Annotated in this window: 15 protein-coding genes; 9 read left to right on the top strand and 6 right to left on the bottom strand. The window is 61.0% G+C overall.

Translation table 11 applies throughout. From position 1 onward, the window contains the following. Positions 1-3: 3 nt before the first annotated feature. Positions 4-813 carry a TetR/AcrR family transcriptional regulator gene (locus O1Y97_RS16320; RefSeq protein WP_318761702.1) on the bottom strand — a complete coding sequence of 270 codons (810 nt, stop codon included), beginning with the start codon at positions 811-813 and terminating at the stop codon, positions 4-6. Positions 814-982: 169 nt separating this feature from the next. On the opposite strand from O1Y97_RS16320, the gene O1Y97_RS16315 reads away from it, so the two are divergent. The 7 genes from O1Y97_RS16315 (at position 983) to O1Y97_RS16285 (ending at position 10,638) form a co-directional block, all read left to right on the top strand. After that, the gene (locus O1Y97_RS16315; protein ID WP_318761701.1) at positions 983-2,950 is read left to right on the top strand and encodes an alpha/beta hydrolase family protein; all 1,968 of its coding nucleotides are present in this window, start codon (positions 983-985) and stop codon (positions 2,948-2,950) included. A gap of 25 nt (positions 2,951-2,975) precedes the next feature. Beyond that, on the top strand, positions 2,976-4,244 hold the full coding sequence (locus O1Y97_RS16310; protein WP_318761700.1) for an NAD(P)/FAD-dependent oxidoreductase: 1,269 nt from the start codon (positions 2,976-2,978) through the stop codon (positions 4,242-4,244). 226 nt (positions 4,245-4,470) lie between these two features. Beyond that, positions 4,471-5,493 (top strand): ABC transporter permease, encoded by a 1,023-nt coding sequence (locus O1Y97_RS16305; protein WP_318761699.1) that lies wholly within the window; start codon positions 4,471-4,473, stop codon positions 5,491-5,493. Next, positions 5,490-6,317, top strand: coding sequence for an ABC transporter permease (locus O1Y97_RS16300; RefSeq protein ID WP_108608150.1), 828 nt, complete (start codon positions 5,490-5,492; stop codon positions 6,315-6,317). The genes O1Y97_RS16305 and O1Y97_RS16300 overlap by 4 nt, the downstream gene beginning before the upstream one ends. Beyond that, entirely contained in the window at positions 6,310-7,965 is a 1,656-nt protein-coding gene (locus O1Y97_RS16295; RefSeq protein ID WP_318761698.1) for an ABC transporter ATP-binding protein, read from the top strand. Before O1Y97_RS16300 ends, O1Y97_RS16295 begins: the two co-directional genes overlap by 8 nt. After that, positions 7,962-8,966, top strand: coding sequence for a dipeptidase (locus O1Y97_RS16290; RefSeq protein ID WP_318761697.1), 1,005 nt, complete (start codon positions 7,962-7,964; stop codon positions 8,964-8,966). The genes O1Y97_RS16295 and O1Y97_RS16290 overlap by 4 nt, the downstream gene beginning before the upstream one ends. Positions 8,967-9,060: 94 nt before the next feature. Next, the gene (locus O1Y97_RS16285; RefSeq protein WP_108608148.1) at positions 9,061-10,638 is read left to right on the top strand and encodes an ABC transporter substrate-binding protein; all 1,578 of its coding nucleotides are present in this window, start codon (positions 9,061-9,063) and stop codon (positions 10,636-10,638) included. An 84-nt stretch (positions 10,639-10,722) separates the two neighbouring features. Here O1Y97_RS16285 and O1Y97_RS16280 read toward each other — a convergent pair whose 3' ends face one another. Further along, positions 10,723-11,625, bottom strand: coding sequence for a LysR family transcriptional regulator (locus O1Y97_RS16280; RefSeq protein WP_318761696.1), 903 nt, complete (start codon positions 11,623-11,625; stop codon positions 10,723-10,725). Positions 11,626-11,762: 137 nt separating this feature from the next. Between O1Y97_RS16280 and O1Y97_RS16275 the strand changes: the two genes are divergently transcribed. Together O1Y97_RS16275 and O1Y97_RS16270 are read left to right on the top strand one after the other, a co-directional pair. After that, positions 11,763-13,091 carry an aromatic ring-hydroxylating oxygenase subunit alpha gene (locus tag O1Y97_RS16275; protein WP_199914485.1) on the top strand — a complete coding sequence of 443 codons (1,329 nt, stop codon included), beginning with the start codon at positions 11,763-11,765 and terminating at the stop codon, positions 13,089-13,091. Positions 13,092-13,102: 11 nt separating this feature from the next. Beyond that, a complete protein-coding gene (locus O1Y97_RS16270; protein ID WP_318761695.1) occupies positions 13,103-14,230 on the top strand; it encodes a 2Fe-2S iron-sulfur cluster-binding protein in 1,128 nt (375 codons plus the stop codon). 73 nt (positions 14,231-14,303) lie between these two features. Here the strand turns inward: O1Y97_RS16270 and O1Y97_RS16265 are convergent, their stop codons facing one another. From O1Y97_RS16265 to O1Y97_RS16250, 4 genes are all read right to left on the bottom strand, one after another. Beyond that, complete coding sequence (locus tag O1Y97_RS16265) at positions 14,304-15,314, bottom strand: IS30 family transposase (protein ID WP_108608145.1); 1,011 nt, start codon at positions 15,312-15,314, stop codon at positions 14,304-14,306. Between the two features lie 522 nt (positions 15,315-15,836). Then, on the bottom strand, positions 15,837-16,937 hold the full coding sequence (locus O1Y97_RS16260) for a rolling circle replication-associated protein (RefSeq protein ID WP_318761694.1): 1,101 nt from the start codon (positions 16,935-16,937) through the stop codon (positions 15,837-15,839). Between the two features lie 125 nt (positions 16,938-17,062). Further along, a complete protein-coding gene (locus O1Y97_RS16255; RefSeq protein ID WP_318761693.1) occupies positions 17,063-17,662 on the bottom strand; it encodes a M15 family metallopeptidase in 600 nt (199 codons plus the stop codon). Beyond that, positions 17,659-18,333 (bottom strand): hypothetical protein, encoded by a 675-nt coding sequence (locus O1Y97_RS16250; RefSeq protein ID WP_318761692.1) that lies wholly within the window; start codon positions 18,331-18,333, stop codon positions 17,659-17,661. The genes O1Y97_RS16255 and O1Y97_RS16250 overlap by 4 nt, the downstream gene beginning before the upstream one ends. Positions 18,334-18,346: the final 13 nt, after the last annotated feature.

Here is an 18,346-nt window from a genome sequence, read left to right as displayed (position 1 = left end):
CCCTCAGGGCACTTCCGCACTTGGGTCGGAAACGGCGAAGCGTGCCGCGAAAGCGTCGAACAACCGCACGTCCTCCGGCTCCGGTTCTTGCCCGCTGAAAGCGAGCAGGTAGGCCGGAACATGCGAGACCCTGGCGTCCAGGGTTTCGCCCAAATCGAGCGTGAAGTGGCCGATCTGCATGTAGTAGAGCACGCGGGCGCGGATAAACGCGTTCTCGTCATCATAACCGTAGCGCAGATACATCGCCTTGATGGCATCGACGCGCCGCCTGTCCGCTTCATGGACCACCGTACGGACAGCCGGTTCGCGTCGCGCCCACAATCGCACGGCGATATCCAGTTTTGGGTCGAATAGGCGCTCGTCCACCCAGCACTCGAAGACGTTCAGAATGGCCCGGTTGATGGTGGGCGCAGGGCGCATTGCGTGTTCGATGATCGGGGTCGTGTTGTTTTGCAGCCAGTTCTGCAGGAGCTGGTCGTGAAGGTCCTGCAGGCTCTTGAAGAACCAGTAGAAACTCGAGCGCGAGACGTCGAGTTTCTTGGCCATCACCTGGATCTTGACCTCGTCGATCCCGTCATCGATCAGCGTATTGATAGCCAGATTGAGCCAGTCGTTCTTGCTGGTCCTCGACGAGCTGTCGCCGGCGCTGTCGACCTGCTGAGCCGCTGTCTGTTCCGGCCCCTTGCTTTGCGATGGTGGCACTGGCGATCCCCCTATTATTTTCATCGTTATACGAGCAACTGTCGGCTCTTCGCATCGACTATTTTGTGCAGGGCCGCCGCCCGGCGCATGGACCAAGGCGCGTTCGCTCACCACGTCGCTGCAGAGACCTCTCCGCACAGACATGGCGCGAAAGTACACATATGTCTAGACAGGCGGCGAATTGGCTGCAATGTTGCCCACGCTGACGCAGCGAAAGCCTCTGCGGGCGAGCGGGAGGAGCCCCTTGCCAAGGTAATGATGCCGTTGGTGGAGGAGCCTGATGGACCGCGATATTCGCTCGTCGCCTGAATATGTGGCGACACAGACATTCTACGGCGCGCTGCTGGCGCCGGGCGGGCACGTATTCGGCGCGCGTTCCTTGTGTGGCCACGAGGATGCAAAGCATTTCTATTTTATCGGACAGAGCTTCGCGAAATCCCTGGAAGAGGGCGTCACTAGCAGGCTTTGCCGGACGGGTCGCGACGGCGGAGGCCTCGAATGCCTCAATGAGCGCGAGACACGGCAGATCAGACTTTCTCCCGACGGTCAAACCTTGGCAGTGGCATGCGCTGGCGACGAACCCGCGGCCGACCGTATCGAGCTATGGTCGGGCGACGGCTGTTCAAATGCGCAAGCAATGCCGGGGCGCATCGAGCAGATCGACTGGTCGCCGGATGGTGCGTCTTTGCTTGTGGTCGTTGCTGGAGCGGCTGCAGACCTTGCCGGCATCCACGGCGGCTATAGCCAGAAGGTGCAATCCAACGGCCCGGCATGGCTTCCAGAGGTGCGCTCCGAACAGGGTGACGAACTCTGGCGCACCATCTGGACGTGGGACGGCAACGACGGGCCGCAGCGTCTCACCACGCCGCCGCTGAATGTGTGGGAAGCCAGCTGGTGCGGCAATGGCATGATTGCCGCCATATCAAGTGATCGTCACAGCGAAGGCAGTTGGTACGAGGCACGTCTTTCGCTTGTCGATGCGAGCTCGGGAGCCGTGACGACAGTCCATACCCCTGCCGACCAGCTTGGCTGCGTCAGGGGCGCTGCGGACGGTGGCAGCGTGGCCTTCATCGAGGCATTTTGCAGCGACCGGGGCTTGGTTTCCGGCCTGCTGTCCATCTTCGATCTGAAAACCGGCAAGGTCGAAACACCCGATACACTGGGTATCGACGTGACTTCCATCGAATGGCGCTCGCCGACAGTCATCCATTTCACGGGTGCGCGCGGCCACCAGACCGCGACAGGCGACTACGACCTCGAACAATCCGTCGCCACCGAAAGCTGGTCGTCCAGCGACCTTACCAATGGAGAATGGGTCCCGAGTTCATATCCGATCGGAGCGAGCGGCAGCCTGTTCATTGCCGAGTCCTATTCGCACCCGCCATTCCTTGCCGAAGTGGTCTCTGGCGCCGTTCGCGAGGTGGCATCGTTCGCGGCACCCCAGGCGAAAGAGGCGATGTCGCGCTGCGGGCTGATCGAACCTGTCAGTTGGAGCGCGCCGGACGGGTTGGAAATCCAGGGGTGGGTTCTGCGTCCCCATGGCGCAACAAGCCCAACGCCGCTTCTGGTCGACATCCATGGCGGACCGATCTCGGCGCACCGCAATCGCTGGATGGCAAGGATGCGCGCCGCTCCCATCCTGGTCAGCCAGGGATGGACGGTCTTCTTGCCCAACCCCAGGGGAAGCACGGGCAGGGGCGATGCCTTTGCCCGTGCGGTCAAGGGCGACATGGGTGGTGCCGACGCGCTCGACATTACCAGCGGCATCGAGGCGCTTGTCGCCAAGGGCTGGGCTGACGACAAGCGGATCGCCGTCACCGGCACCAGCTATGGCGGCTTCATGTCCGCCTGGCTGCCGTCGCAAAGCGATCGCTTCGCTGCCGCGATACCGATTTCGCCCGTGGGCGACTGGTATAGCCAGCATCGGACGTCGCAGATCCCCGAATTCGACGAGATCATGCTCGAGTCGTCGCCGTGGGCAGCCGACGGTGCCTATTTTTCGCGTAGCCCTGCCTTCTTCAAGCACAAGGCCACGGTTCCAACACTGGTCATGGCGGGCGCGCTCGACAGGAGCACGCCGGTCGGCCAGGCCGAGGAATGCCATTTTGCGGCGATCAGGTCCGGCGCGCCAAGTTCGCTCATCATCTATCCGAATGCCGGTCACAGCATCCGCAGCTACCCGGAATATCTCGACAGTGCCGCCCGCATTCTGTGGTGGCTCGACAAATATGTTCAGCCGGCCGGTTAGACGGTTGCGAAGGGGAGGAAACATCATGGCTTCGAGAACACAGCAAACCGGATCGGCCGGTAAACGGGTGATTGTCATCGGCGGTGGTATCATCGGCGTCTCCACCTCATATCACCTGCTCAAGCAGGGTGCGAAGGTGACCGTCATCGAAGCGCGCGAACCGGCCGCGGCAACCACGGGGGCGGGTGCCGGTTTTGTCTCCCATTGGTCTGCCGGCATGTTCCCGCTGGGCGAAGAGGGCCTGCAGCTTCAGCAATACGGCCTCGACTTCTATCGCGCGATCCACGATCTCGGCGTCGAGATCGGCTATCGTCCGAACGGCACGCTGATGATGGCGCTGACCGAGGCGGGGCGAGAGCGCTTCGTTCGCCCCGTCCTGGATTCGCCTTACGCGCCAGCGGAAATGCAGGATCTGAGCGCCAAGCAGATCGGCGAGAAGACCAGGGGCTTGATCGACGCGACCCAGGTGCATTCCGGCGCTTTCAATCCGCATGGCATTCAACTCGACACCAGGCTTGCGACCGGCGTCATGGTCGACGAGATTGTCAAGATGGGTGGCGTGTTCCGCAATGGAACGGCAGTCACCGGCATTCACGATGCCGGCAGTCATGTGAAGATCGAGACCGACAAGGGCGAGTTCGAAGCCGATGGCGTCGTCGTCGCCGCCGGTGCCTGGAACAACGAAGTGCTCAAGGGGCTCGGTTGGCGTCTGCCGCTGCTCAGGGTCATGGCCACACGCATCGTCACCGACGGGCGAGGGCTTCCGTCCACGCTGCCGACGGTGCAATGCCGCGAACTGCGCCTTTGGTTGCGCGAGAGCTTTGGCGCGGTCATGTGGGGCACCGGTCGCCACTACCAGCCTTACTACAAGTCGGGTGACGATTGGATCGAACCCGGCCAGCCGCGCAATGTCGATCTGATGCAGGCGATGGACGACGACGAGTTGGCAAGGCTGCAGAAGATCTTCCCGCCGCTCCGCGGTTCGAAGGTATCGAGCTGGGCCCAGGGCGTGCCCTGCTACACCCCGGACAGTGGCTTGATCGTCGGTCACGTGCCGGGCACGACGAACGTCGTGGCGGTCGGCGGCGACAACGAAACCGGTGTCAGCCACGGCCCCGGCCTCGGTCGGCTTTCAGCCGAGCTGGTGCTCGGCCAGAAGCCTTTTGTCGACACGACGCGGTTCCGCCTCGACCGCTTTGCGCGCGATTCCTACGCTAGCGAGGCCGAGATTGCGGCAGCCCTGCCAGCCTGGAATGGAGTGCACGAGGCACGCTCGGTTTCGCAGCTGCAGTAGGCGCAACTTCCCCAATTGCACAAAGCGGCGTGTTTGGCGCTGATCGTACTAGACATATGTGAACAGTGCCGCTAGCTTTCGGTTTCTGGGAACAACGAAACCGCCAATGACGAGGGTCGGGCTTGCGCCTGTAACTTCGCGGCCGAGACGGGGAGGGTGGCTTGAGATACTTCTGTGTCGATAGGGATACGACATCGATCGCGTGCCCGCAGGGCATGGGCGCACGATGACATCGTCCCTCGAGGAGCCGGTCTCAAGCAAGCCAGTAGCGTCTGCCCGTCAGACGCCACTGCGCAATTCGCTCAGCCAGATGGTCGTGCGCCGCATTCTCCTTGGCTTCGGCTTGCTGGTCGCGGCTTCGATGCTGATCTTCGGCGGCGTCGAGGCCTTGCCGGGCGATTTCGCATCGACCTATCTCGGCCAGGACGCCACCCCGCAGGCCATCGCCAACATCCGAGAGGAGCTCGATCTCGATCGCCCGATGACCGAGCGCTATCTCAGTTGGCTCGGCGGCATCGTCCAGGGCGACTTCGGTACCTCTTGGTCCAATCGCAACTCGGTCGGCGACCAGATATGGAAGCGGCTTGGCAATTCGCTACTGCTTGCCGGCGTTGCAGCACTCATCGCAATCCCGCTGGCACTGGCACTTGGCATGATTGCGGTGCTCTACCGCAACCGCATCCCCGACAAGGTCATCAGCATCCTGTCTTTGGCCGCGATCTCGCTGCCCGAATTCTTCATCGGCTATCTGCTGATCCAGTTATTCACCGTCCAGCTGGGCGTCGCTTCCTTTCCGGCCACCGTCTATGACGGCATGGGTCTTGGCGAGCGGCTTGCGACGATAGCCCTTCCGGTGATGACACTTGTGATCGTGGTGCTGGCGCACATGATGCGCATGACCCGCTCGGCGATCATGAACGTCATGTCTTCACCCTATGTCGAGACCGCCGAACTCAAGGGGCTTTCGGCGTTGCGCATCATCGCCGAGCACGCCGCGCCCAATGCGATAGCGCCGGTCGTCACCGTGATTGCGCTCAATCTTGCCGCGCTCGTCGTCGGTGTGGTCGTCGTCGAGGTGGTGTTCGTCTACCCCGGCATCGGCCAATACATGGTGGATGCCGTGACGATGCGCGACATGCCCGTCGTCCAGGGCTGCGGGCTGATCTTCGCTGCCTTGTACATCGTGCTGAACATGGTCGCCGACATCGTCTCGATCCTGGCCAATCCGCGACTGAGGCATCCACGATGACATTGCGATCAATGCCAATGAGCGCGCGGATCGGCCTTGCGGGCATATTGCTTGTCTTCGCCTGCGCGATCTTCGCTCCTGTCATCGCGCCCTATGATGAAAGCGCCATTGTCGGCGAAGTCTGGGCGCCGATGGGCGGCGACTTCTTGCTCGGCACCGATAACCTTGGACGCGATCTGCTGTCGCGGCTCATCTACGGCGCGCGGGCAACACTTTTCGTGGCACTGTCGGCAACGGTGATCTCGTTTTCCATCGGCATGTTCCTGAGCTTCACCGCCGTGGTCTCTGGCGGCGTGGTCGACCAGTTGCTGTCGCGGCTGAACGATCTTTTGATGTCGGTCCCGGCGCTCATCCTGGCGCTGGTCGTGCTCGCGGTCCTGCCACAGAACATCTGGATCCTGATCGTCGTCATGGCCGTGATCGACTCGACGCGGGTCTACCGTGTCGGCCGCGCCGTCGCCCTCGATGTCAGCGTCATGGATTTCGTCGAGGCCGCCTGGCTACGCGGCGAAGGCAAGCTCTGGATCATCTTCCGCGAGATCCTGCCCAACACGCTGGCGCCGCTGCTTGGCGAGTTCGGTCTGCGTTTCGCCTTCTCGATCCTGTTCTTGTCGACGCTCTCGTTCCTGGGGCTCGGCATCCAGCCGCCGATTGCCGACTGGGGCGGCATGGTCAAGGACAACAAGGACGGCATCATCTTCGGTGTTTCGGCGTCGCTCACGCCGGGTGCCGCGATCGCCTTCCTGGTCGTCTGCGTGAACCTCGTCGTCGACTGGCTGATCAACACCACGTCCAGCCTGAAGGGCGCTCGCGACAATGCCTGAGATGCTGTCCGTCAAGAACCTGCGTATCGAGGTCACCGCACGCCAGCCCGATGGCACCGCGACCAATCTGGTGCTGGTCGACGATGTTTCCTTCGACGTCGGCAAGGGCAGGGTACTCGGTCTCATTGGCGAGTCGGGTGCCGGCAAGTCGACGATCGGGCTGTCGGCCCTGGCTTATGGCAGGGGCGGGGTGCGCATAGAGGGCGGGCAGATCCTGCTCGACGGACAGGACATCGCCAAGCTTGGCTTGCGCGGCATCCGTGCCGTTCGCGGCGCGCGCGTCGCCTACGTCGCGCAGTCGGCCGCCGCCGCGTTCAATCCTGCCCACAAGCTCGGTCGGCAGGTGATCGAGGCGAGCATCCGCCACGGCATCATGACGCGGGCGGAGGCGATCAAGCGGGCGGCCTACCTGTTCGGCATTCTCGGCCTGCCTGACCCCGATACCTTCGGCGAACGTTTCCCGCACCAGGTCTCCGGGGGGCAGCTCCAGCGGGCCATGACCGCGATGGCGCTGTGCGCGAACCCGGAGCTCATCGTTTTCGACGAGCCGACCACGGCACTTGATGTCACCACCCAGATCGAGGTTCTCGCCGCGATCAAGCATGCCATTGTCGAGACGCAGACGGCAGCGCTCTACATCACGCATGATCTTGCCGTGGTGGCGCAGATTTCCGACGACATCATGGTGCTGCGCCATGGCAAGACGGTGGAATACGGCTCGACGCGGCAGATCATCGAAGCGCCGCGTGAAGACTACACCAAAGCCTTGGTCAGCATCCGCCAGACCATGCGGCAGGAGGCGCTACCCTCGGACGACGCACAGCTGCGCGTCGCGGGGATGACAGCCGGCTACTCGGAGATGGATGTCCTGCACGATGTTTCCCTGATCCTGCCCAAGGGGCAGACGCTTGCCGTCGTCGGCGAATCCGGTTCAGGCAAATCCACGCTTGCCCGCGTCATAACAGGCCTCTTGCCACCGAAGGCAGGGACGGTGTCGTTCAACGGGGCAGCGTTGCCGCCAGCGCGCAAGGACCGCTCACGCGAGCAGTTGCGGCGCATCCAGATGATTTACCAGATGGCCGATACGGCGATGAACCCACGGCAGAAGATCCGCGACATCGTCGGCCGTCCGCTGACGCTTTATTTCGGCATGCGTGGCAAGGCCAAGACCGAGCGGGTCAAGGAACTGCTCGACCAGATCGAGATGGGACCGCAGTTCCTCGATCGCTTCCCAGCCGAGCTGTCGGGCGGCCAGAAACAGCGCATCGCCATAGCCCGCGCGCTTGCCGCCAAGCCTGAGCTGATCCTGTGCGACGAGCCGACGTCGGCGCTCGATCCGCTGGTGGCCGAGGGCATCTTGAAGCTCCTGCTGCGCCTGCAGGAGGAGACGGCGGTTTCTTACCTGTTCATCACCCACGACATCGCCATCGTTCGCGCCATTGCCGACCGTGTCGCGGTCATGCATCGCGGCAAGGTGGTGCGCGAAGGCGTCAAGTCTGCGGTGCTGTCGCCCCCCTTCGACGACTACACCGACCTGCTGCTCAGGTCGGTGCCCGAAATGGAAATCGGCTGGTTGGAACGTGTTTTGGACGGACGCCGCGTCGTCACCCAGGTGCCCGGCGCGGCCATGGAATTGGAGAGATCATGACTGAGATAACCATCAGCGAACGGGCCAGGAAGCTCTATGCCGACGCCCTTGTCTGGGACACCCATTCCGGCTTCATGCCCGACCCGGTTGCTGACCTGAACAATCTCCAGATCTGGCGCGACGCCGGCATCAACTATCTGTCCATCGATGTCGGCTTCGACCTGATGTCGTGGCAGGACACGGTCAGGACGCTGGCTGCTTTCCGTCGTTGGATCAACGCCCATCCCGAGCACTACACGCTGGTGACAAGCGCCGACGAGGCACTGCAGGCCAAGGCGCAGGGCAAGCTCGCCATCACCTTCGACCTCGAGGGCATGAACGCACTCGACGGCCGCATCGAGATGGTCGAGTTCTACCATCACCTCGGTGTCCGCCAGATGCTGTTCGCCTACAATCGCAACAATCTGGCCGGCGGTGGCTGCCACGACGACGACAGTGGCCTGACAGCTTTCGGCCGGCAGGTGATCGACGAGATGAACCGTCTCGGCATGTTCGTCGATGTGACCCATTGCGGCCACCGCACCACCATGGATGTGATGGAGTATTCCGACCGGCCGGTCATCTTTTCGCATTCCAATCCCAAGGCGCTGTGTGGCCATGGCCGCAATATCACCGACGATCAGATCAGGGCATGCGCCAAGACGGGCGGCATCGTCGGCATCGTCGGTCTCAGCAAGTTCCTGGGCGACGACAAGGCCAGTTCCGACAGCTTGGCCGACCACGTCGAATATCTGCTCGACGTCGCCGGACCGGCTCATGTCGGCATAGGCCTCGACTACGCTTTCCCGGTGGACATGGCGGGTATCCAGGAGATTCTGGCGGCAAATCCTCAGTTCTGGCCGCTGAGCGAGGGATACGGCACGACACCCACCGTCTATGCCGAGCCTGCGCAGCTTGCCGAGATGACCGAGATCCTTCTCCGGCGCGGACATGCCGACGAGACCGTGCGCGGTGTCCTGGGCGGGAATTTCCTGCGCTTGGCGCGGCAGGTCTGGAAATAGGCAGACCAGTTCGCGGGTCAAAGCCGCGTGCCCGCTGCAGGGCCCGCGCTGAACCTATCCAGTTGAATTTCGACAGATCAAATAGGGGAGAGCAATGAAGAAATCAGGACTTTTCGGAATGGACCTCGCGGCCAGCCGTCGCGACTTCCTCAAGGGATCGATCGGTGCGGGCCTGCTGCTGGGCAGTGGAATGGGTACGGCATGGGCACAAACCGAGCAGGCAGGCACGCCGGTCAAGGGCGGACATCTCAAGCTTGGGCTCGATGGCGGGTCATCGACGGATTCGCTTGACCCAGCCGCCTACATCAGTGCCATCGCCTTCTGCCTTGCCCGCAGCTTCGGCGACCATCTGGTCGAAAGCGATCCAGTGACCGGCAAGGCTATACCTTCCATCGCCGAGAGCTGGGAATCCTCGGACAATTCCAAGACCTGGACCTTCAAGATCCGCAACGACGTCCAGTTCCACAACGGCAAGAAGCTGACTGTCGACGATGTCGTCAAAACGCTGCAGCGCCACAGCGATGAGAAGTCGCGTTCGGGCGCGCTCGGCTTTCTGCGGGCGATCACCTCGATCGAGGGCAGCGGCAACGATCTTGTCGTCAAGCTCTCCGAGAGCAATGTCGACTTGCCGCTGATCTTCACGGCCTATCACCTGGTGATCCAGCCGAACGGCGGCTACGACAACCCGGGCGAGGGCGTCGGCACCGGGCCATACAAGCTGGTCAGTTTCGAGCCGGGCGTGCGGGCGCTGTTTGAGAAGAACAAGAACGACTGGCGCGAGCGCGGCCATGTCGACAGCTTCGAGATCATCGCGATGAATGACCCAACCGCCCGTATCGCGGCGGTTTCAGCCGGGCGCGTCCACCTCATCAACAGCGTCAGTGCCAAGACCGTGCCGCTGCTCAAGCGAGCACCGGGAGTGCAGATCCTGAACACGCCGAGCCGCGGCCACTACACCTTTCCGATGCAGGTCGACAAGGCACCGTTCGACAACAACGACCTGCGGCTTGCCCTCAAATATGCCATCGACCGCGAGGCCATGCTGCAGACCGTCCTTGGCGGCTACGGCACGATCGGCAACGATTTCCCGATCAATTCCACCTACCCGTATTTCCCAGCCGAGATCGAGCAGCGCAGCTACGATCCGGACAAGGCTGCGTTCCATTTCAAGAAGTCCGGTCATGACGGGCCGATCGTGCTCAGAACCTCGGATGGGGTCTATGCCGGCGCGGTCGATGGCGCGTTGCTGTATCAGGAAAGCGCCAAGAAGGCCGGCATTGCCATCGAAGTGAAGCGCGAACCTGCAGACGGCTACTGGACCAATGTCTGGCGCGCAGCACCGTTCTGCATGTCCTACTACGGCAGCCGCCTGTCCCAGGATCTGATGTATTCGACCGAGCACACTTCGGACTCGCCTGCCAACGAGACCAACTTCAAGCGGCCTGACTTCGACAAGCTGATCAAGCAAGCGCGCGTCGAGGCCGACGAGGCCAAGCGCAAAGAGCTTTATCATGCCGCGGCAGTGATGGTGCGCGATGAAGGCGGCTCGATCACCCCGGTCTTCAACGACCACCTTCTTGCCGCGACGAAGGAGCTCAAGGGCTATGTCCACGATGTCGGCAACGACCTGTCGAACGGCTACGTCGCATCGCGCGCCTGGCTGGAGGCATAACCCGACAGACGCCGCCTGACCCTAGTTGCGCAGCAAACGTTGCTGCGCAACTCATTCGGCCTCGGCTGGCGGCGTGAGCAGACCTCAGCCTTGCAGTGTTTGGTCTGCCACGGAACCGATGAGCGCTTGTACGACGGCCTGAATGGCCGGGCTCGTTTTCGTGCGCGTCACTATGTAGAATGAACTGTGGTGCCGCCGCGACGTGCTGGTCAGGCGCACCAACTGACCAAGCCGCAGGTGTTCTTCGATGAAGCCCGCCCACGCAAGGGCAGCACCCCGACCGGCGATGGTCTCATGCATCATCGACAGATAGCTGGTGAATCGCGGGCCATCGAGGGGCCGTTCGGTGCCAATCCACGACTGCCAGCTGTCGACGGCTCCCGGTTGGGTGATCAGGTGCAAAAGCGGGATATCGAGGAACGCTTGCGGAAACTCCGACGCCAGCGGATGTCGCTCAAGAAAGGCCGGCGAGCAGACCGGAAACCACTCGCCGTCGAACAGTTTCCTGGCAACCAGTCCCGGCCATTCCTCAGGCGTTCCAAAGCGTATCGACAGTGCCACGTCGGGTTGGTCGAAGTCCTTGTAGTCGTTGGATGTCAACAACATCACCTGGCCGTTGGGGATACGCGACGCGACCAGATCGAACCGGGGCATGAGCCACATTTGCGCTATGTCAAAGCTGCTGCCGACCACAAATGTGTCCCGATCCGGGGCCTGCAGTCGCTCCACCGCCTCACGTATGGTGCCCAGCCCGTCGCGGATCGCCTCGGCGAGCGTGCTGCCGGCATCGGTCAGGAAGACCCGGTTTCCCTTGCGCGTGAAAAGGGTGACCGACAATTGGCGCTCGAGGTTGGCGACATGCCGACTGACCGCTGACTGCGCGATGTTGAGCTCTTCCGCTGCCGTTGTGAGCCCGCCATTTCGTGCGGCCGATTCAAACACGACCATTGCATTGAGAAGCGGCAGCGAGGTCTTCAGTGTCTTCATGGTTGGCTGCCGGCTCGCCTCGCGTTCAATATCTTTTTGTTATGATAGAATGCCACTTACATATTTGCAATCCAAGGCCTTGTATCGCAATTTCCTGACTAATAGTCATGATTAGCTCAGATCGAAGGAGTTTCCTGGTGTCAGGTGCAACAACAAACGGACTTCACCCTGACCGCGCCAAGATCGTCGGGTTGATCGATCGCAGCCGCCCCAACTGGTCGCTGGAGCAGCCGTTTTATGTCGACCCTGCCATCTTCGAGCTGGAGCGCGAATTGTTGTTCCCACGGGAATGGTCGCTGGTGGCTCATGCCAGCGAGGTGCCGGAGAAGGGGCGCTACATCGTGCGAAAGCTCTTCGACGAGGAAATCATCGTCGTTCGTTTCGGCGACGGCGAAGAAGACATCGCGGCCTACTACAATGTCTGCACCCATCGTGGCTCACGCCTGTGCACTGAGGATGGTCGCAGCAGGCTGCTGGTCTGCCCGTATCACGCCTGGTCCTTCAGGCTGACCGGGGAATTGCAGACCCGGCAGGATGTTCCGGCGGATGTCGACCCCGAAGCGCTCGGCCTGCATCGCGTCCCGACGAAATGTATCGGCGGCCTCGTGCTGTGCGGGCTTGACGAAACCAGCCTGCCGGATGTCCAGCCTGTCGCCGATGCGCTGATAGACGGATTGCGCCAGAACGGCATCGACCGGGCGCGCATTGCAGCCCGCAAGACGTATCCCACCAAGGCCAATTGGAAGCTGGTGCTCGAGAACTTCACCGAATGCTATCACTGCCGGCCTGCGCATCCGGAATACTTCAGGGTCAACGCCCATGTGAAGGTCACGGCCATGCGGGACGAAGACAAGGCAGTGCAATGGCAGGAAGAACTCGAAGCCTGGCATAGCGTCATTGGTGACACCGAATTCAACAAGGGCGCATGGGAATCCGGAGATATCGACACAGCGCCGTTCGGCATGTACCGCAAGCCAATTGGTCCTGGCCGCATGACTCTTTCCGACGACGGCCAGCCCGTCTCGTGCCTGATGGGGGGACGCACCTCCTATGATGGTGGCGAAACCGGGTTCCTGCTTGGCCGGCTGTCATTCGTAAGTTCGGCGAACGATTACGTCACCCTGTTCCAGATGATACCGCGCAGTGCCACGGAAACCGACGTCGTCCTGACTTGGCTGGTCGACAAGGATGCAGATGCCGACATCGACACCGATGCCATTACGTGGATGTGGGACGTGACGACCGCGCAAGACAAGACGATCACCGAACACAATGCCGAGGGCGTTACCTCCAGGGCCTACAGGCCCGGACCCTATACGGCCTTGGAGACCCAAACAGCCGCGTTCGTGGGGGTATATCTGGCCAATATGCGGCACCTTATTACCGGCGAACGTCCAGCCGTAGCCCCGCAGTGGCAGCGGCCGAGCAGGGGATATGCGAGGCTCGCGTCCAAAGAAACTGCCTGAGAGAGTGCTGGATGCTCGGGGCGAGGGCAGCCTATGGCCGCTTCACCTCGACAGCAATGGTTGCCAACATGCTGCACAGATTGACCCTGAGCCAAGTCCGCCGTGAAACGGCGGATGCGGTTTCTCTCGTCTTCGACATTCCCAAGGCACTGGCGGGGCGTTTCGTCTTTACCCCCGGCCAATACCTCACCTTGGAAGCCGAGATTGAAGGGGAGCGGGTAAGGCGCTCCTATTCGATCTGTTCGGGGTTGGACGACGGCGAGATCCGGGTGGCGGTGAAAGAGGTCGAGGGCGGACGTTTCTCGTCTTTCGCCAATCGCAGCCTGACCGCTGGCGGCATCCTTGGCGTAATGGAGCCCAGGGGCCGCTTCATTGTGCCGCCGGCACGGAAAAAAGGTCGTGTCTTCCTTGCCGTCGTCGTCGGGTCCGGCATCACCCCGGTTCTGTCGATAGCCAGGACGGTGCTTGCCCGCGAGCCCGACAGTCAGTTTGTCCTCGTCTGCGGTAACCGGAAACAGCGGGACATCCTCTTTCGAAGCCAGATAGACAAGCTTGCCAAGGACTTCGCACCCCGGCTCTTGGTGCGCCATGTTCTCTCGCGCGAGCCGGATCGGGCAGGGCTGCTGCAGGGTAGAATTGATGGCGGCAAGCTTGCCGCCATCCTTGGCGAATGCGCCGTGCCGATTTCAGCCATAGATCACGCGCTGCTATGTGGGCCGCCCGAAATGGTTGCGCATCTGAGCGCATCGCTACATGCGGCTGGCCTTGCGCCGAGCAAGATCCACGCTGAATCTTTCCATGCCGCGGCCGCTCCAGTGAAGGCTTCGCCGAATGCCTCACAGGAGGCCGAGGATTCATCCCGGCAAATCGAGATCCGACTAGGTGGGCGCAGCTTCGTCATCAGCGCGCGCCCGGCGGAAACCATTGTCGACGCTGCCCGCCGGACCGGCGTCAAGGTGCCATACTCCTGCGGCGGTGGCACGTGCGGTTCCTGCGTCGCAAAGATAGTTGATGGATCGGCCGACACTGTCCCTGACGCTGTTCTCGAGCCTTGGGAACGGGAGGCGGGCTTGGTGCTCACTTGCCAGTCGAGACCGGGGACTGGTGGTGTGGTTGTAGACTACGACGCGGCTTTTTGATCTCTGGGTGCTGCAGATCAGGGCAGCCCCACCTGTGAGTTCTCGTCGAAGCGCGACTTTGCGCGACCGGAAGTTAGCCCGATCGTCGCCGGACCGTCATCATCTTTTGCCGGAAGACTTCGGACGGCGTCTTGAAGCCAAGGCATTTGCGCGGCGTTGTATTGAGCCTTTCGCAGATGTCTGCCAGGTCCCGGTCAGTGATCGAAAGTGGATCGACCTCTCTCGAGAGCCATTTCCGAGCACGGCCATTGGTGTTTTCGACCGTGCCTTTTTGCCACGGCGATTGCGGATCGCAGAACCATGTTTGTGTTCCGATCCCTGCTTGGAGATATGGCCAGTCGGTGAACTCGGTACCACGATCGAAGGTGATCGATCGGCGGGCGAGGTGGGGCAGGGATTGCAGCACCTGAACCAGTCCGTCCATGATCGGCTTCGACTGCCGGTCATTGTTGCGCAGGAACACCGCGAAACGGCTGACGCGCTCGACCAGCGACGTCACATTGGCTTTTCCGAACTTCTTGCGGAACTGGATCAGGTCGCACTCCCAATGCCCAAACTGCTTTCGCTCTCTGACGACGTCGGGGCGGTGCAGAATGCTGAGTTCCGGGCTGAAACGGCGGCCATGACACCGCCGGGCATGCCTCGGTCGGCGCCTGGCGCGATGTTCCGGCAGATGTCGCCACAGCTTGATCGCATGCCCGTCCGGTGAATAGGCGTACTTGTAGATCGTCTCGTGGCTGACGCAGATCGGATGGCGCTCCAACCGCATTCGGCCGGCGATCTGTTGCGGCGACCAACCATGCATGATCCGCTCGATCACCGATTGGCGCACGTGTGAGAACCGGGCGAGCTTGCGCAATTTAGCTCTTCGCTCTCGCGCCATCTCGTTGGCGGTGACACAGTAATAGCCGTTCAAATCCGGTATCTGCGGATCGAGAAAGGCGTTGCGTTTGAGTTCGCGGAAAACCGTCGAACGATGACGTCCAAGCTTTTCTGCAATAACGTTGACGCTAAGGCCGGCTATCCGCCAACGGGCGATCTTGCGGCGTTCTTCCATATCGATCTGCGAGTAGGCGCGTTCCATGGACCATTCCTTGCTAGTGATAAGCCACTGTTATCTCTCGCAAGTCGCACTTCATCCTTGAACCCACCACCTACATTACGATAGTCGCATAAGAGATAAACTGGAACTACGTACAAGTACGTATAGGTTTCGCTTTAGGTTCGTTTTGCCCTTGGCAGGTTTATACCAAGTAAACGCTGCATAACGTGATTTGGGGTAGGGGTTCAAGACCTAGTTACAACTTAGTTCTTGTTTTACCCGTTTAACCGCACCAAGGGACAAACCTTTTTGAGGGACCGGCACCGCCAAGCGGTTTCCGGTCCTTTTTCGGCTCCGGCCTTTCTTTGCACCTTAGTAGATTGTCGCGCGCTTTTTCAGAGCGACGGTTTTTAACCGGCGACGGATTAGGTGTTGTAGTGGCCTTGAGAGCCGTTGAGATATTGAGCCGCGAGACGCGGGGTTTGACATTAGAAGGTGCGGCTAAGAACCCAGCCGCTACGCGCCTGTCGTGCTCCGCACGTGCTACCGCCATCCTTTGAGCCGTCACAAGCCGCCGAATGGCTCTAGCGGCTCCGTTGACGGGCTTTGGAGGGGAAGGGGAAGAGGAGGCGCTTGCACCAAGTGCTGATAGCGCAGGCCTACCGACACTGTAGCGTAGGCCGTTGCCTCCCAATCGTGGAGCCGTGCCAAGGCTACCGCCTTTTGCACTTCCGCCTCTTCCAGAGCGTCCGCTTTTCTTTCCCATTCCCTTTGTCCTTCGTCGCTAGCTTTGCGCTTTTCCCAAGCGCCTGGGTCTATGAATTCTTCGACCAGCTTCGAATGTGGCATAAATCGCCCTGGGTGAGCTTCCGCCCACTGATCAACGAAGGACTGGCAAAACAGCTTCGCCGCAGCCGATCCCGGCCGCAGCATGAAGGGGACGCGCTCACCGTTTGGCCGGTTCACGCCGGGAAATTCGTACTTCAGGTCCTTTGGAGGAATTCCCGCCTCGACGTGCAGACGTGCCTTGTGATGCAGCCAATCCGCGCCTAGCAGCGGGATTTTCGACATTCGGCACATCGCCTGTTTTTCTTCGCCGCCGAGGTCCTTGTTAAGGTACTTGCAGACGTACCGGACAGCAGCGGCGGTATCTTCTGGCCTAACGCCGAGGCGTTCCCACGTAGACCAGCCATGCGGCCAATGCTCCTGCATATGGCGCTTCTGGTCATCGCGGGTGGAATTGACGTGCGGCGGCACAGGGCCGTCCGGCACGTTCAGAGTTTTGCCGCGCTTAAGCTTGGCGCGCACGTCCGCGTTGTGCTGGATACGCCTTCCGATCTCGTGCGCATTATCTTTCCAGAAGATGAGGACATGCCAGTGCGCACGGCCCTTGGCCGAGCCGTACTCCCCGACGCAGAAATAGCGCGGGATATAGCCCGAAGCGCGAAAGCGCTTCATAAGCTTCTGTATGTCCGAGTATGTCAGCAGCCGCGCCCGGATATGGTCTTCCGAACCATTCTCATCGCGACCATAGGTCAGCGAGAGAAAATAGGCGTCGGCTGCATGAATACTTTCCGCAATGCACCGGCCCGTCCAGTCGTCAACCGAACGGCCAATGCATTGCGAGCAATAACGACAGCCAATCATCGTTCCGTCATCAAGCATTGCGGGGCATTTGCACATGATAAATGATTGCCTGTCAGTAATTGCACATGGGGACAAGAAGATGAGTGCGGCGACGGACTGATTTTTTAGATACTTCGATCAAAAATCAGTCCGCGCCTCCGAACTCAGAGTTCCTTGAGTTCGGAATAGCGAGGGATACGGACTTGTTTCCAGTCCGTTAGTTCCCAATGGGCGGGGTCATAGAACTTCCAGTCCCCGCCCCATGTGACGTTGAGCCCTGCCGCCTTGGCATAATACTTGCCAATATGGCCGATCACGGCCCATTGCCGCTCTGTCAAATCCCAGTGAAACCGACAGTGCACGATATCGACGGCACAGCCCCAATTGTGCGGACTTTCGCCCGGCATGGCTTTCGTTCGCTTGCGCTCCAATAGCGCTAGCTGCTCGTCGGGCGTTCGCCAGACGCAATGAGCGTACATAGGCACGCCGTGCGCGGCCATGCGCTTGATGAGCCCTTTCTTGAACTCGAGTATTCGCGGATGCGCTTCGAGTTCATTGGCCCGCGTCTGCATTTCGCTATACGCGATTGACCGCAGGAACGCGGGATGAGCCATACCGGCCATCGCATTGCTGTATCCAGTGTCAGCAACGGGCTTTGGAGGGGGAGGCGGGAATACCCGCTTAGCCCTTTTCGGGTCCGGTAGAACGGATTGCCTTTCGGCAACCCGCTCCACAGCCGCGCGGATTTTATCCCGCATGCTCATTTGTTTTCGCCTTGAGGCTTTGCGTCAGCGGGTGCACCTCCTGCAGGCGGCGCGATCGCCACGGGTGACGCCGAACCGCCTTCGGGCTCTTTGACAGGTTCTTGATGTTGCGTAGGCGGCTGGCCATGTATTCCAGATTGTCTTTCACTTTTCATCGCTCCGATCTCGGCCCGAAATGCAGCCATTTCCGCCGCGTGGGCCTTGTCGCGACGAAGCTGGTTTTGCGCGGCTTGGAACATCACGTATTCCATCGCCTCATTGCGCTGCTGGCGCTCATAGATGGTCGAGAACGTTTCGCCATCGCCTTCCGTCCAGTATTCCTCGGAGGCCGAGGTCCAGTAGAGGATTTCGCAGTCATCCGGCCTAACCGGCATAAGCTCGAAGTCGCCGCCGAAGGTGAATTCGACGGTTTCCAGACCGGCAGGGATGAACGCGAAGAAGCGTTCAACCGCCTCGGGATCGCCGTGGACCGGCTCCGCCCCGATAAGATATTCGGGCATGTTGGTAATCGGCACGCGATGAAAGCGGATATACCAGTTGCAGCCGACCTCCGAATTGACGTCGAGGCGCAACCGCCGCGGCTTGCCTTTGTCATAGTCAGCCGCCACGAAGGCGAGCGACTTGGCGTCGAGGACACGCCAGTCCGTGAGATTGCCAAGCTTGATGGTCATTTCGTTGTTTCCT

It is taken from the genome of Aminobacter niigataensis (genome assembly GCF_946995915.1).
GTDB classification, from domain to species: domain Bacteria; phylum Pseudomonadota; class Alphaproteobacteria; order Rhizobiales; family Rhizobiaceae; genus Aminobacter; species Aminobacter niigataensis.
The sequence above is the reverse complement of the archived record's forward strand: the minus strand, read 5'-3'. Positions and strand labels throughout refer to the sequence as shown.

Coding starts and splice junctions, on each gene's coding strand:
- O1Y97_RS16315 (WP_318761701.1), top strand. CDS start 983: ATGGACCGCGATATTCGCTCGTCGCCTGAATATGTGGCGACACAGACA.
- O1Y97_RS16250 (WP_318761692.1), bottom strand. CDS start 18,333: ATGACCATCAAGCTTGGCAATCTCACGGACTGGCGTGTCCTCGACGCC.
- O1Y97_RS16255 (WP_318761693.1), bottom strand. CDS start 17,662: ATGAGCATGCGGGATAAAATCCGCGCGGCTGTGGAGCGGGTTGCCGAA.
- O1Y97_RS16295 (WP_318761698.1), top strand. CDS start 6,310: ATGCCTGAGATGCTGTCCGTCAAGAACCTGCGTATCGAGGTCACCGCA.
- O1Y97_RS16260 (WP_318761694.1), bottom strand. CDS start 16,937: ATGCTTGATGACGGAACGATGATTGGCTGTCGTTATTGCTCGCAATGC.
- O1Y97_RS16300 (WP_108608150.1), top strand. CDS start 5,490: ATGACATTGCGATCAATGCCAATGAGCGCGCGGATCGGCCTTGCGGGC.
- O1Y97_RS16290 (WP_318761697.1), top strand. CDS start 7,962: ATGACTGAGATAACCATCAGCGAACGGGCCAGGAAGCTCTATGCCGAC.
- O1Y97_RS16265 (WP_108608145.1), bottom strand. CDS start 15,314: ATGGAACGCGCCTACTCGCAGATCGATATGGAAGAACGCCGCAAGATC.
- O1Y97_RS16310 (WP_318761700.1), top strand. CDS start 2,976: ATGGCTTCGAGAACACAGCAAACCGGATCGGCCGGTAAACGGGTGATT.
- O1Y97_RS16270 (WP_318761695.1), top strand. CDS start 13,103: ATGCTCGGGGCGAGGGCAGCCTATGGCCGCTTCACCTCGACAGCAATG.
- O1Y97_RS16285 (WP_108608148.1), top strand. CDS start 9,061: ATGAAGAAATCAGGACTTTTCGGAATGGACCTCGCGGCCAGCCGTCGC.
- O1Y97_RS16280 (WP_318761696.1), bottom strand. CDS start 11,625: ATGAAGACACTGAAGACCTCGCTGCCGCTTCTCAATGCAATGGTCGTG.
- O1Y97_RS16305 (WP_318761699.1), top strand. CDS start 4,471: ATGACATCGTCCCTCGAGGAGCCGGTCTCAAGCAAGCCAGTAGCGTCT.